Origin of the sequence: Rhabdothermincola salaria (genome assembly GCF_021246445.1) — a bacterium.
Taxonomy (GTDB): domain Bacteria; phylum Actinomycetota; class Acidimicrobiia; order Acidimicrobiales; family Acidimicrobilacustridaceae; genus Rhabdothermincola_A; species Rhabdothermincola_A salaria.
Genome location: NZ_JAJQXW010000001.1, coordinates 1,500,053 through 1,514,424 on the forward strand (window position 1 = coordinate 1,500,053; position 14,372 = coordinate 1,514,424).

A 14,372-nucleotide genomic window follows, 5' to 3' on the forward strand; every position below is an offset into this window, starting at 1 on the left:
GTAGCTCGCCGCTCTCGACCGGCGAGGACGCGAAGAGGCCCGGGCTCGCGGCCCGGGCCTCCACGAGGCGGTCGTCGACGACGTCGGCGACGACGCCGCCGACCCGGGTCAGCCCTGTTCGAGCCAGGTCTCGGTGAGACGGTGGCGACCGATCTCGAACGGCGACGACGGCTGACCGTCGGGGAGGGTCCCGTTGCCGATGCCGCGCACGTCGTCGGCGGCGCCCACCGCCCACTGGGTGTGGCCCAGCCACACGTAGGGGATGAGCTCGCTCTGGCGCTTCTGGAGGGCGGAGTACGCCTCCTTGCGGACCTCCGGATCGTCGGAGGCCCGGGCCGTGTCCAGGGCCTCGTCGACCTGCTCGTCGCGCAGGCGGGCCATGTTGAGCGACAGCTGGCCGATCGGGTTGGCGTTCTTCGACGTCCACCAGAGGTAGTCGCCGTCGGGGTCCGCCGCGCCGAACTGGCGCCACAGGTTGGCGTCGTAGTTGCCGGTGACCGCATCGGCGATGAACGTGCCCTGCTCGGTCGTCTTCAGCTCGACCTCCATGCCACACGCCTCCCACAGCGACGCCAGCGTGCCGGTGACGGCCTCGTTGTCCGGCGACGGCGTGGTGCCGAGCGAGAAGCTCACCGGCCCGGTCTCGGCCTCCACCTCGGCGATGAGCGCCGAGCCGGCCGCCACGTCGGTCGCCGGGAAGCCGTTGTCGGGCTCGAACCACGGCGAGCCCTCCCGGAACTGGGTCTCGGCGGCGTAGTCGGCCGGGGTGCCCGACACCTCGAAGACCACGTCGCGGTCGGTGCACAGCGCCAGCGCCCGACGCACCCGCACGTCGTCGAGCGGGGCCTTCTCGGTGTTGAGCAGCACGAACGACTCCTCGTTCTCGCCCTGGTCGGCGACGAACTGGATGGTGCCGGCCTCGGCCTCGCTGCGCATGCGGTCGATGACCAGCCAGTTGGTCATGTGCATCATCTGCAGGTCGCCGGTGAGCAGCCCGTTGTAGCGGTTCTGGTTGTCGGGGACGGGCACGAACTCGACGGCGTCGAGGTACGGCAGCTGGTTGCCGGCCTCGTCGGTGCGCCAGTAGCTCTCGTTGCGGGTGCCCTTCCAGCTGCGGTCCGGCACCCACTCCTCGAACACGAACGGCCCGGTGCCGATGGGGCGGGCCGACGACTCGGCGGCCTCGGCGTCGAGCTGGGCGGGGGCCACCACATAGCCCACCTGGTTGACCAGGGCCGCGGGGAAGGACGCCCAGGGGTCGGTCATGGTCACCGTGACGGCCATGGGTTCGGCCGGATCGACGGCGACGCTCGCGATGTTGGCCAACGAGGCCCCGGTGAGTGGGTCGGTCCGCACCGCCTCGAGGCTCTTGGCCACCGCGGCGCCGTCGAGGGGGGTGCCGTCGTGGAACTCGATGTCGGGCCGCACGCCGATGGTCCAGGTGAGGAAGTCCTCGCTGGCGGTGAACGACTCGGCCAGGTACGGCTGGGGTACGCCGTCGGCGTCGTAGGCGGCCAGGGGGTCGAAGACCGCCGACCCCACCATGTAGCCCGAGATCGCCCATCGGTTGGACGTGGGGTTCCAGCCGTCGGTCTCGGCCTCGATGCCATAGGTGATGGTGCCGCCGGACTGCGGGTCGCCGCTCGGGGCGATGGTGATGTCGGTGGTGTCGGGCTCCACCGCACCGCCCCCTCCCCCGCCCGCGGAATCCCCGCTCTCGCCGCCGCAGGCGGCCAGCGCGAGCGCCGCCACCGCCAGCGCACCCGTGGCCCCGGCCAGCCTCCAGCCACGCGTCCCCGTCCTCGTTGCGGTCATCGTTCCCCCAGTCCGAGCCCCTCGGGCCCAATCCACCGACACGTCCACCGACTGCTCCACCCGTCCGTCCACCAGCGCGGGCGCCGACGGGCGTGCCCACCGGCGAGCACCGGCGTGGCCACCCACCCTACGTGCCCGATGACACAGGCGTCACCCACTGTGCCCGGCCCGGCTCCCTCCGGGCGCTCTCCTAGCCTGCGGGCATGGCCCGCACCGTCGCCGTCGTGCCCCACACCCACTGGGACCGCGAGTGGTACGCCCCCTTCCAGATCTTCCGGCTGAAGCTGGTCGACCTGCTCGACGAGCTCCTCCCCCGCCTGGAGGCGGACCCGGGCTACGCCCACTTCCTCCTCGACGGGCAGATGGCCGTCGTCGACGACTACCTCGCCGTGCGACCCGAGGCCGAACCCCGGCTGCGGCGGCTCGGGGCGTCGGGCCGCCTGGGCGTGGGCCCTTGGTACGTGTTGATGGACGAGTTCCTGGTGTCCGGCGAGACCATCGTGCGGGACCTGCAGATGGGGTTCGACCGGGCCGCCGCCTTCGGTGGGGCCATGGAGGTCGGCTACCTGCCCGACATGTTCGGCCACGTGGCCCAGATGCCCCAGCTGCTGGCCCAGTTCGGCCTCCAGCACGCGGTGGTGTGGCGGGGCGTGCCCGCGGCCGTCGATCGCACCGGCTTCTGGTGGCAGGCGCCGGACGGCTCTCGGGTGCGGGCCGAGTACCTGCCCGAGGGCTACGGCAACGGCGCCACGCTGCCCGACGACGCCAAGGACCTGGTCGCCATGGTGCGGCGCTACGAGCGGCTCCACGCCGACATGCTCGTCGGCGACATCCTCTGGATGAACGGCACCGACCACCAGATGCCCCAGCCCTGGCTGGGGCGGGTGATCGCCGAGGCCAACGCCGTCCAGGACGACTACCACTTCGTGGTCACGGGCCTGGCCGACCACGTCACCCGGGCCCCCACCACGGCCCTCCCCGAGTGGCACGGGGAGCTGCGCTCCGGGGCCCGGGCCAACCTGTTGATGGGCGTCGTCTCCAACCGTGTCGACGTGCGCCGCGCCGCCTCGCGAGCCGAGACGGGCCTCGAGCGGCGGGCCGAACCCCTCTCGGCGTTGTACGTGCCGCCCGAGGCGTGGCCGGAGGCCTTCCTCGCCGAGGCGTGGCGCGACGTCGTCCTCGACGCCGCCCACGATTCCAGCTGCGCGTGCTCCGACGACGCCGTGGTCGACGCCGTCCTGGTCCGCTACGCCGAGGCGGCCCAGATCGCCGATGGCCTCACCGAGCGGGCTGTGGCCCACCTGGCCGACAGCCTGACCGAGGCCGGACCGCTCGTCGTCAACCCGACGCACCGGCGCCGCGACGGACTGTTCGAGCTGCGCTTCCCCGGCCACGAACCGTGCCCCCACACGCAGGTCCTCACTCTCGACGACGGCGAGCAACGATCCGACGGCATCACCCGACGCGACTGCGTGACGTTGGTGCAGGCCGCGCTCGACGACCACCCCCACCTGCTCGAGGCCGAGGCCACCGTCGAGGTCGACGGGGTGCTCGACGTGCGCCTGCACCACGATCCCAGCCGCCGCCAGGTCCGCTACGCCGGATCCATCCGGGCCGAGGTGGGCGAGCTGGCGGCCGCCGCACCCGACGCCCCCGCACGACTCACCATCACGGTGCCCCCTGCGCACGCCGCCGTCGTGCGGGCCCGCGACGTGCCCGGCTTCGGGTGGACCACCTGGGAGCCCCGGCCGCACGACGTCGACGCGGTGGCCCCCACCGAGGACGGGCTCGGTCTGGGCAACGGGCTGATCGAGGTCGTCGTCGATCCCGGTTCAGGCACGTTCTCGCTGCAGGAGCTCACCGCCGCCGGGCGCCGCACTGCCGGCCTCGGCCGCCTGGTCGACGGCGGCGACACCGGTGACACCTACAACCACAACCCACCCACCCACGACACGGTGATCGACGCGCCCCACGAGGTGCAGGTCGCGCTCCTCGAAGAGGGCCCGCTGCGAGGCCGCCTCGAGATCGTGGGCACCCACGCCTGGCCGGCCGGAGCCGACGGCGACCGCCGCGTCGGATCGGTGCCCACCGAGGTCCGCACCGTGCTGGAGGTCCAGGCCGGCTCGCCTCTGGTGCGCGTCACCACCGGGTTCGTGAACGCCAGCCGCGACCACCGGCTGCGCACCTGGCTCCCGCTCCCGGAGCGGACCGACCGGTCGTTCGCCGAGTGCGCCTTCGCCGTCGTGGAACGGGGTCTGGTGGCCGAGGGCGGCCCGACCGAGCGACCGTTGGCCACCTATCCGTCGCGCCGTTTCGTCGCCGCCGGCGGGCTGGTGGTGGTCCACGAAGGGCTCCACGAGTACGAGCTGGTGGACCTCGACGACGACACGCACCCCGCTTCAGCCGGCGCGCTGGCGGTGACCTTGCTGCGGGCCACCGGCCTGCTCTCGAACGGGCCCATGGCCGCCCGCCCGCTCCCGGCCGGACCGGTGCGGCCCACCCCGGGCGCCCAGGTGCTCGGCCCTCACACGGTGCGCTACGGCGTGGCGTTCGACGACCCTCCGGCCGACCGGCCGACCGAGCGATGGGCCCAGGCCCATGCGCTGGCCGACGACCTGCTGGTACCCCTGTTGGTCACCCGCGCCGAGGGTGGCGGCGACCGCCCCTCGTCCGGCCAGGCCCTCTCGGTGACGGGCGCCGAGGTCACCGCCGTGCAACGCCGCGGCCCGTCGCTCGAAGTACGGGTGGTCAACGCCTCCGACGCGGACACGATGGTCGAGGTGGAGGGCCGCCGCGGTTGGGTCCTCGACCTGCGCGGGCGTCCCGTGGAGCCGTTCGAGGGGACGGTCGAGCTGGCACCCTGGCGCATCGCCACCCTGCTGCTGGACTGAGCACCGGCCTGGCCACCCACACCGACGCTTCTCGCATGGTTTCGGCGTGCCAGAGCGCGCCGAAACCATGCAACTGGCTCTCAGGTCGGTCCCTCTCAGGTCGATCCCTCGCCGGTGGTCGCCACCGGGTGCCCGCGGTCGCCGTCGGTGCCACTCGTGTAGGACCGCCAACCGCCGTGGCCGGTGATGTCCACCGCCCCGGCCAGGCCCCCGGACTCGCACACGAACCCGAGGCGCTCCTCGCCGTCGGCCAGGCGCACCGACCCGATGGCCAGGGGCGGCGCGACCAGCGTCATCAGCTCGCCCAGCCGGGCCAGGGGGATCGACCACACCTCGACCTCGATGGCGCGGCCACCGGACTCCACGCGCTCGAGGGCCGGACGGTCGGGCGGTCGGGCCGCGAGGTGGTGGAAGCGGTAGTGGACGTCGGTGCTGGTACGGCGCACCAGCACCGCGTCTCGCTCCAGCAGCTGGCGTTCGAGGGGGAACCCGGTCATGTGGGCCCCGGCCACCACCAGCTCGACCCGGGCCCGCACGTCACCCGGGGTCGGCGCCGGCTGGTCGAGAGCCCCGTCGGGCTCGCCGGTGAGCAGCTCCGCCAGGGCCACGAGCATGCCCTCGCGCCCGGCGGGGGCCAGCAACGTCACGCCGAGGGGCACGGCCGGGTGCGAGCGGGGCGCCGACGGGACCGGCACAGCGATGGCGGCCAGCCCGAGGAGGTTGGCGAAGTTGGTGAAGCGCCCCAGGTGGCGGTTCACGTCCACGGGATCGGCCGCCACCTCCTCGAGGGTGGCCAGCCACGGCACGGTGGGCACCACCAGCACGTCGACCCGGCGCCACAATTCCTCCAGCGGACCGCGCACCAGGCGTCGCCGGGTGCGTTCGGAGCGGTAGACGTCGACCGCGGACCAGCGGTCCCCGGCCAGGATGATGTCGGCCACCACCGGGTTCACGTCGCGTCGGTGGGCGGCGATGAAGTCGCCGACGGCGGCGGTGCGTTCGGCCAACCAGGGCCCCTCGTAGAGCAGGTCCCCCACGGCGAACAGCGCCCCGCTGTCGACGGCGACCACCGCGACGGTGGGATCGAGGCGGTCGGCCACCCATCGCATGCCGTCGACCACTCCAGGAGCGCAGCCACCCAGCCCCACCTGATCCAGCACACCGACCCGACCCGGGCTGACCGGCCGCCACGGACCGGCCGGGTCGAGGAGCCGTCCGGCCACGAGAGCCCCGGCCAGATCCGCGGCGAACACCGACACGCAGTCGAGGGTCCAGGAGGCAGGAACGACCCCGTCGTTCGAGACCCGCCCGGGTGGAGCCTTCCAACCGAACACCCCGTTCATGGCGGCCGGCACGCGCCCCGAGCCGGCCGTGTCGGTGCCGACGGCGAGGGTGACCAGACCCCGGGCCACGGCCACGGCGGACCCCGACGACGAGCCACCCGGCACCAGCGCCGGATCGAGGGCGTTGGGCGGGGGCGTCTCGCTGCGGACACCCACGAGGCCGGTGGCGAACTGGTCCATGTTGGCCTTGGCGACCACGATCGCGCCCGCCTCCTCGAGGCGTTGCACCGCCGGAGCGGATCGCTCGGGGCGGTAGGCGTAGGCCTCGCAGCCGGCGGTGGTGGGCAGCCCAGCGACGTCGACGTTGTCCTTCACCACGACCGGCACGCCGTAGAGGGGCAGGGCCGCGAACGGGTCAGACCCGGCGTCGCCTCGCCGGCGGAGCAGCGCGCCGACCTCGGCCTCGGCGGCGGCGCGGTCGATCACCGACAGCAGCGTCCCGTCGGCCAGCGCGCCGTCACATCGCGCCAGCACCTCACCGATCACGGTGCGCGGGTCGGCCGACCCCTCGCGGTACGAGGTCCGCAGCGAACCCAACCGCAGGTCTCGACGGTTCGGTCCCGAGGTGCTCACGAGCCCGCCATGGCCGACAACAGGGCGGACGACGGCGCCACCGCTCCGAAGACGCCGCCTTGCATCTTCACCATCTCGAGGGCGGCCCCGTAGTTGCCGACGTCGGTGGCTCCGGTGCAGTCGCTCAGCAGCAGGCACTCGTAGCCGCGGTCGTTGGCCTCACGCATGGTCGTGTGCACGCACACGTCCGTGGTGATGCCGGTGAGCACCAGATGGGTGATGCCGGCGGTGCGTAGCACCAGGTCGAGATCGGTCGCGTAGAACGCGCCCTTGCCGGGCTTGTCGATGATCACCTCGCCGTCGACGGGGGCCACCTCGGGGACGATCTCCCACCCGGGCTCGCCCCGCACGAGGATCCGCCCGCACGGACCGGCATCCCCGATGCCGGCGCCGATGCGCTGGGACCGCCACAGCTTGTTCGGCGGGCAATCGGACAGATCGGGGCGATGCCCCTCGCGGGTGTGCACGACCAACCAGCCCGCCTCGCGGGCCGCGGCCAACACCCGCTGGGTGGGCTCGAGGCCGGCCCGGGTGAGGGCCAGGTCGTAGCCCATGGCGTCGACGTAGCCGCCGGGACCGCAGAAGTCGGCCTGCCAGTCGATGAGGACGAGAGCGATCGCGCCGGCCGCCACGGAGCCCTCGAAGGGCCAGGGGTAGGGCTCGGCGGCGACGGTGGCGACGGTGGGTCGCTCGGTGGTGGTGTCGGGGCTCATGGTCGGGACTCCTGGGTGGAGGGGACGGGAGAGGGCGAAACCGCGGGGGCGAGCACCTTCAGCACCGCGTCGAGGCCGACGACGGCACCGAAGATGCCGCCGGACATGCACACGCTCGACAGCGAACCGGCGACGAGGTCGGCGTCGGCGGCGGCGCAGGCGTCGGTCACGAGCACGCATTCCAGACCGCGGTCGTTGGCGCTGCGCAGCGTGGAGTGCACCGGGCCCTCGAGCCCGAGGCCGGCCACGATGAGCTGGTCGATGCCGTTGGTGCGCAGGGTGAGGTCGAGCTCGCCGGCGAAGAAGCCGTCGATTCCCGAGCTCGACACGGCGATGGTGGTCGGTGGCAGCCGATCGACCGGGAGGGACGGGACGACGGCCGACGCGGGCGAGGCGCCTCGGCGCAGTCGCTGGTGGGAGACGGAGACGACCTGGCCGCCGACCGCGACCACGGCGGCGGCGAGGCCCACGCAGCGGGCGACGACCTCGTCGGGGTCCTCCACGACGGAGGCCCAGTGCCGGTCCCACCCCACGAGGAGGAGGCCCAGCGAAGGCGGGCGCAAGCCGTCGTACGGCCACGGGTAAGGCTCCGAGGCCACCTGGCGCACGGGTTCAGCGACCACGTCGGACCTCCTGACAGCACAGGGCGGGGGCGAGGGACACGAGCAGTTCGACCAGCCGGTCGGGGGCGTCGAGTTGGGGAAGGTGGCCGACGTCGGCCAGCGGGTGGACGGCGGCGCCGGCGGAGGCGGCGAGCACCTCCGCCACCTGGTGGCGGGCGGCACCGGACCGCGCCCCGACGCTGGTGTGCAGCGCGACGCCGGTGTCGGCCAGCTGGGCCAGCGTCGACGGATCGAAGCTCACGGCGGTGAAGCGGGGGACCTCGCACCGGATCGCCGCGTCGTGGCGCCGGGCGACTTCGGTGAGCTCGTCGCTCCATCGAGTCCATGTGTGCTCCCCGACCAACGCGGCGAGGAAGCGAACCGTGGCAGCCGGGTCAGCGTCCTCGGTCAGCGCCGCCGCCGCGGTGGTCACCGCGTCGTACAGCATCGGCGCCGACGGACCCAGCAGCGGTTCATGCACCAGGTAGGTGCACCCCGGATAGCGGCCGGACGAGGCCAGCGACAGGGCGATGGTGGCCCCGCCGCTGATCCCCAGGACCAGCGACGGGGGCTCCTCCAGTCGGTCGAGGACCTCGACCAGCGCGGGCACCTGCGCCTCGAGCGGGGCGGTCACCTCGTGCTCCGCCCGGCCGTAGCCGGGACGGTGCACGACGGCGACCCGGAACGCTGCCCCGAGCCCGGCGACGACCCGGGCGAAGGAGTCCGGTCCGACCCCGACGCCGTGGATGACGACGACGAGCGGGCCGCCGCCCTCGACCGTGACCGACAGCCCGGTCGAGGGCGAGCAGAGCTCGAGGGCAGGTTCCACTCAGCTGGTCCGGCCGGTCACGCCCTGCACGAAGAAGTCCATCTGCTCGACCTCTGCGTAGGTGGGCTGCTCACCCTCGGCCCACACCACCTCGCCGTCCTGGTCGACGACCGGACCGGCGAAGGGCGAGCCGCCGTCGATGAAGCGCTGGCGGGCCTCGTCGACGAGGGCCTGGGTGTCCTCGTCGACCATGGGGCCGTAGGCCGACTGGACGAACGGGTTCGAGCCGGTCTGCAACCCCACCCGGAAGTCGCCGTTGAAGTCGCTGTCGACGAACGCACCGTCGAGGATGGTCTGCACGATCTCGACGTAGAGGGGACCCCAGTCCCACTCCGAGCCGGTGATCCAGCCCTCGGGGGTGAGCTCGGAGGCGTCGAAGTGGTAGCCGACGGTCATGGCGCCGGCGGCATCCGCGGTCTCGATGATGGTCTTGGTGCAGTCCTGGTGCTGGGTGAGCACGTCGACGCCCTGGTTGAGCAGGCTCGACGCCGCCTGGGCCTGCAGGCCGGGGTCGCACCACGACCCGGTGGAGACGGCGATCACCTCGATCTCGGGGTTCACGCTCTGGGCACCGAGGGTGAAGGCGTTGATGTTGGACAGCGTCTGGGGGATCGGGAAGGCGTAGACGTAGCCCAGCTTGCCCGTCTCCGTGGCCGCCCCGGCCGCGATGCCCGCCGTGTAGACGGGCTCGTAGACCGTGCCGAAGTAGGTGCCGAAGTTGTCGAGGCCCGGCTCGGGCTCGAGGCCGCCCTGGTGGACGATCGTGACGTCGGGGTGCAACGCCGCCACGTTGTTGGCGAACTCCATGTGCCCGTACGAGGTCGGGAAGATGATGTCGGCGCCCTGGTTGATCATCTCCTCCATGACCTGCTCGGCCTCGGCCGTCTCCGGCACGTTCTCGGCCCGCAGGATGGTGGCGTCGGGGAAGGCCTCCTCCACGGCGACCGATCCCTCGTAGGCGGCCTGGTTGTACCCGAAGTCGTCCTTGGGGCCGACGAAGAGGAACCCGATGGTGGGGGCGTCACCGTCTGCGTCGCTGGCCGAAGCCGTGGCGGTGTCGTCGCTCGAGCAGGCCGAGCCGAGCAGGGCGAGCACGCCGAGGGCGGCGGCCAGCACCACCCAGGGTCGGCGGCGTCGGGTGGGGTGCGTGTCCCCGGGGTTGGCAACTGGACTCATGGGGTGTGGTGCCTTTCTCGTCACTGGCCGAGGCCAGATGGGGGGTTGGAGAGCAGTCCGCCGCGGGCGGAGGTCGGGGTCAGGCCGAGCCTTCGAAGACCCGTTGCAGCGCGGCCGGGGCGGCGTGGCGACGGCGACGGCTCAGGGCCACCAGCACGGCGATCACCACCAGGTAGGGCAGGGCCTGCAACAGGTACCGCGACACCTCGCTGCCCTGGGCCTGCAGCTCGAGCTGAAGGGCGACAGCGCCGCTGAAGAGGTAGGCGCCGGCGATGGCCTTGAGGGGGTTCCATGCGGCGAAGATCACGAGGCCGACGGCCACGAAGCCTCGGCCCGCCACCATGCCCTCGGACCAGTTGCGGGTGAAGGCGGTGGCCAGCTGGGCGCCGCCGAGCCCGGCGAGGGCTCCGCCGGCCAGCACGCCGAACACCCGCACCGACCGGGGCGAGGACCCGTAGACCTCGAGCACCTCGGGCCGCTCGCCGGCGGCCCGCAGCTTCAGACCCGCTGACGTGGAGCGCATCATCCACCACAGGCCGGCGGCGGCGACCACCGACAGGTAGGTCAGCGGGTCGTGATCGAAGAGGATGCTGCCGAGGAACGGCAGCTCGGAGAGGCCGGGCACCGCGACGTCGGTGAGCGGGACGACCCCCTGCCCCACGTACGACTGCCCGAACAGGGCGGTGATGCCGATGGCCAAGAAGGTGACCACAAGACCCACGGCGATCTGGTTGGCGCCCCGGAACAGCACGACGAAGGCGTGCACCGCGGCGAGTGCGGCACCGGCGGCGAGGCCGGCGGCGACGCCGAGCCACGGGTTGCCGGTCTCGATCCCGACGGCGTAGGCGGCCAACGCCCCGGTGAGCATCGACCCCTCGGTTCCGAGGTTGATCACCCCGGAACGCTCGGCGACCACCTCTCCGAGCGTCGGAAACAAGATGGAGGTGCCGCCGGCCACGGCTCCGGCGAGGACGGCTTCGATCATCGGGAGGTCTCCTTGCGTCCCCAGCCGAGGACGGCCAGGAGGATGAGGGCCATGAGCACGTTCACCGCACCGCCGGAGAGGCCGGCGGCAATCTTGAGGCCGGTGCCGCCCACGGCGATCGCCGACAGGGCCACGGCAGCGATCGCCACCTTCCAGGGCTGGTGGCGCCCCAGCCACGAGGCGAGGAAGGCGATGTAGCCGAACCCGACCAGCAAGTCGGGACGGAGACGGCCCTCCACCCCGGCGACGGCCACCATGCCGCCGATGCCGGCGAGGACGCCGCCGGTGGCGAAGGCCGAGACGACCAGGCCCTTGACGTTCATGCCCGCCCGGCGGGCCGCTTCGGGGTTGCCGCCGACGACTCGGAGGCGGAACCCCCAGCGGGTGCTCCGGAAGGCCCACCAGACGACGGGCACGGCGACGAGGGCGACGAGGATGCCGATGTTGACCCGGTTCCCCCACAGCAGGGGGAGCCGTTGGGGGCCGACCAACTCGGTGGAGTAGGCCTGGCCGGTGCTGACGGGATCCCGCCAGGGCTCGAACACCAGCCAGGCGAGGACGATGTAGGCGACGTAGTTCAACAGCAGCGACACGATGGCCTCGCTGGTCTCGAACCAGATCCGCAGGAGAGCCGGGATCAGCGCCCAGGCCATGCCGGCGACCGCCCCGCCCAGGCCGATCAGCACCAGCGTGGGCCCGGTGGGGAGGCCATCGCCGAGGGCGTAGGCCGTCCCGGCGGCACCGACGGCACCGATCACCAGCTGGCCCTCGCCGCCGATGTTGAACAGCCCGGCCCGGGCGGGGATGGCCACGGCGAGGGCCGCCAGCAGGAGCGGGGCGGCTCGCACCAGCGTTTCGCCGACCGCTCGGGGGCTCCCGAAGGCCGACGTCCACATGGCCTCGAGCACCTCCAGCGGTGAGGCTCCCTTGGCCACCAGGAACACGCAGTACACGAGCGCGGCGCCGCCGAGCACCAGCACCCACCGCAGGACGCTGCGCCCGGTGACGACGAGCCGGGCGGCGGCGCCGCCCCCGACCTCGTCGTCGGGGGCGGACGCCGGTGGAGGGTCGGCGGGCGGAGGGGTCCCGCCGACCTCCGGAGGGGCGATGGGACGGGGAACGGTGGTGCTCATGCGGCCCCCTGCAGCATCAGTTGGCCGACGGTTCGGCGATCGGTGGTGGAGGGTTCGACGATCCCGGCGACCTCGCCGTGGTGCAGGACGACGATCCGGTCGGCGACGGCGAGGAGCTCGTCGATGTCCTCGGAGACCATCAGCACCCCGGTCCCACCGGCCCGCCGTTCGAGCAGCAGCTCCTGGGTGGCCCGCACCGAGGCGACGTCGAGACCCCGGCTCGGGTAGGCCACGACCACGAGGGCGGCGTCGTCGAGAACGAGGGCCCTCGACAGCATCACCCGCTGGATGTTGCCGCCCGAGAGCTGTTGGACCGGTCGGTCCAGGGCCTGCAGGTTGAGACGCCGAGGCTCCTGTCGTTCGTCGAAGAACGTCCGGGCCCGCCGCCAGTCCACGCCGACCCCGCGGCGGGGAAGGGGCCGACCGGTGAGCACGAGGTGCTCGAGGACGGTGAGGCCGGGCACGACGGCGTCGGCCACCGGGTCCTCCGGGACGCCGACGGCGCCGAAGCGACGCGTCGGGTCCGTGCCGTCGGGCCCGGCCTCACCATCGGGGTCCGTGGCTCGCAGCGCATCGAGAGGCCGGTTGCTGCGCACCTGCTCCCCGGAGACGTGCACCTCTCCGGCGTGGAAGGGGCGCAGGCCGAGCACGGCCTCCAGTAGCTCGCGCTGGCCGTTGCCGGAGACACCGGCCACCCCGACGAGCTCGCCGGGCTCCACCAGGAAGGTGACGTCGCGCAGCGCCGGCCGCCCGTCGTCGCCCTTGACGCTGAGTCCGCTGATCGCCAGGGCCGGCGTGCCGGTGCCGACCGGGGCCCGTTGGGCCGGCAGCGGCGCCGGGACGGTGCCCACCATCGCCTCCACCAGCTGGTCGTCGGTCATCGACGACGGTGCGGCGTCGCTCACCACCAGGTGCCCGGCCCGCAGGACGGTCAGGCGGTCGGCCACCTGGCGGGTCTCTCGGAGCTTGTGGGTGATCAGCACCACACCGAGGCCGTCGGCGCGGAGCTGGTCGATGACCTCCAGCAGGGCGTCGACCTCCTGGGGGGCCAGAGCGCTCGTCGGTTCGTCGAGGATGATCACCCGGGCGTCGGCCAGCAGGACCCGCAAGATCTCCACCTGCTGGCGCCGGGCCAGGTCGAGCTCGCGCACCGGCCGGTTCGGGTCGACGTGGAGACCGTGGCGGTCGGCCGTCTCGAGGATGCGGGCGCCGAGCCCGGGGGCACCGGGGCGCACGCCGAGGGAGAGGGCCACGTTCTCGGCCACGCTGAAGGCGGGCACGAGACGCAGGTCCTGGAAGACCATGCCGATGCCGGCGGCCCTCGCCGCGCCGGGCGACCCGAGCGCCAGGGGTCGACCGTCCACCGTGACGGCGCCCTCCTGGGGGTGGTTGACGCCGTAGAGGACCTTCATCAACGTGGACTTGCCGGCACCGTTCTCGCCCAGCAGGGCGCTCACCTCGCCGGCGCGCACCACGAAGTCGACCGACTGGTTGGCGACCAGGTCGCCGAAGCGCTGGGTGATGCCGCGGGCCTCGAGCAGCGGCGCCGTCATCGCCGGCCCCGTGTGGTCAACATGCGGGCCAGAGCGGCGGCTGCCCGCTCGCCGACGACGGCCAGCGAGCTCTCGAAGTGCTCGATCAGCCGCGTGCGGGCGTCGGCGTCGTCGCCCTCGAGGAGGGCGTCGAGCACGCCGAGGTGCTCCTCGACGGTGCAGACCACGCGCTCCTCGGTGAGGAAGTCCTGCATGCGCACGATGCGGATCCGCTCGTTGACCCGACCGAGGAGCTCCGCCAGCGCGTGGTTCCCGGAGGCGGCCGCCACCCTGAGGTGGAAGTCCTCGTCGAGCAGGACGAAGTCAGGGTCCGGTTCGAAGACCTCTTCGCCCACGCTGTCACCCGCCGCCTGCCAGTCGTCTCGGAGCCGGACGAGGGCGTCGACGTCGCGGGGGATGCCGCGCCGGCCCGGTCGGTCGAGGGCGTCGAGCTCGAGCGCGAACCGGACCTCGTAGAGGCCGTTCATGGTGTCGAGGTCGGGCAGGACCGGGCAGTAGCCGCCGTCGGGGTGGCGCTCGACGAGTCCCTCGACGTGGAGGCGGGCGAGCGCCTCGCGGACCGGCGTCCGGGAGACCTCGAGGAGCGAGGCGAGACGCTCCTCTCCCATCCGCACGCCGAAGTGGAAGTCGCCCCGCAGCAACAGGGTCTTCAACTCGGCGTGGGCGCGGTCCCCTCTCGGCTCGGGGAGCTTCGGATACGGCTCTGTATACACGCAGGTCAACGTAGGGATGGCCTGTGTCGCAGCCGTTTCCCGACCG

The 14,372-nt window shown here is 73.0% G+C and carries 11 protein-coding genes; 1 reads left to right on the forward strand and 10 read right to left on the reverse strand.

Annotated elements, in window-relative coordinates; all coding sequences use genetic code 11:
- Positions 1-108: 108 nt before the first annotated feature.
- On the reverse strand, positions 109-1,815 hold the full coding sequence (locus tag LUW87_RS07000; RefSeq protein WP_232670405.1) for an ABC transporter substrate-binding protein: 1,707 nt from the start codon (positions 1,813-1,815) through the stop codon (positions 109-111).
- A gap of 203 nt (positions 1,816-2,018) precedes the next feature.
- Between LUW87_RS07000 and LUW87_RS07005 the strand changes: the two genes are divergently transcribed.
- Positions 2,019-4,706: a glycoside hydrolase family 38 N-terminal domain-containing protein gene (locus LUW87_RS07005; protein ID WP_232670406.1), complete on the forward strand. Its 2,688-nt coding sequence runs from the start codon at positions 2,019-2,021 to the stop codon at positions 4,704-4,706.
- Positions 4,707-4,801: 95 nt separating this feature from the next.
- On the opposite strand, the gene LUW87_RS07010 is transcribed toward LUW87_RS07005, so the two are convergent.
- From LUW87_RS07010 to LUW87_RS07050, 9 genes are all read right to left on the reverse strand, one after another.
- A complete protein-coding gene (locus LUW87_RS07010; RefSeq protein ID WP_232670407.1) occupies positions 4,802-6,622 on the reverse strand; it encodes an allophanate hydrolase in 1,821 nt (606 codons plus the stop codon).
- Positions 6,619-7,335 carry a biuret amidohydrolase gene (gene biuH, locus LUW87_RS07015; RefSeq protein WP_232670408.1) on the reverse strand — a complete coding sequence of 239 codons (717 nt, stop codon included), beginning with the start codon at positions 7,333-7,335 and terminating at the stop codon, positions 6,619-6,621. The genes LUW87_RS07010 and biuH overlap by 4 nt, the downstream gene beginning before the upstream one ends.
- Positions 7,332-7,958, reverse strand: coding sequence for an isochorismatase family protein (locus tag LUW87_RS07020; RefSeq protein WP_232670409.1), 627 nt, complete (start codon positions 7,956-7,958; stop codon positions 7,332-7,334). The genes biuH and LUW87_RS07020 overlap by 4 nt, the downstream gene beginning before the upstream one ends.
- Positions 7,948-8,766 (reverse strand): alpha/beta fold hydrolase, encoded by an 819-nt coding sequence (locus LUW87_RS07025; protein WP_232670410.1) that lies wholly within the window; start codon positions 8,764-8,766, stop codon positions 7,948-7,950. The genes LUW87_RS07020 and LUW87_RS07025 overlap by 11 nt, the downstream gene beginning before the upstream one ends.
- Entirely contained in the window at positions 8,767-9,942 is a 1,176-nt protein-coding gene (locus LUW87_RS07030) for a BMP family ABC transporter substrate-binding protein (RefSeq protein ID WP_232670411.1), read from the reverse strand.
- Between the two features lie 79 nt (positions 9,943-10,021).
- Positions 10,022-10,927, reverse strand: a complete 906-nt coding sequence (locus LUW87_RS07035) for an ABC transporter permease (RefSeq protein ID WP_232670412.1) — start codon at positions 10,925-10,927, stop codon at positions 10,022-10,024.
- Entirely contained in the window at positions 10,924-12,060 is a 1,137-nt protein-coding gene (locus LUW87_RS07040; protein ID WP_232670413.1) for an ABC transporter permease, read from the reverse strand. The genes LUW87_RS07035 and LUW87_RS07040 overlap by 4 nt, the downstream gene beginning before the upstream one ends.
- Complete coding sequence (locus tag LUW87_RS07045) at positions 12,057-13,613, reverse strand: ABC transporter ATP-binding protein (RefSeq protein ID WP_232670414.1); 1,557 nt, start codon at positions 13,611-13,613, stop codon at positions 12,057-12,059. Before LUW87_RS07045 ends, LUW87_RS07040 begins: the two co-directional genes overlap by 4 nt.
- Positions 13,610-14,326, reverse strand: coding sequence for a GntR family transcriptional regulator (locus LUW87_RS07050; protein WP_232670415.1), 717 nt, complete (start codon positions 14,324-14,326; stop codon positions 13,610-13,612). The genes LUW87_RS07045 and LUW87_RS07050 overlap by 4 nt, the downstream gene beginning before the upstream one ends.
- Positions 14,327-14,372 lie beyond the last annotated feature (46 nt).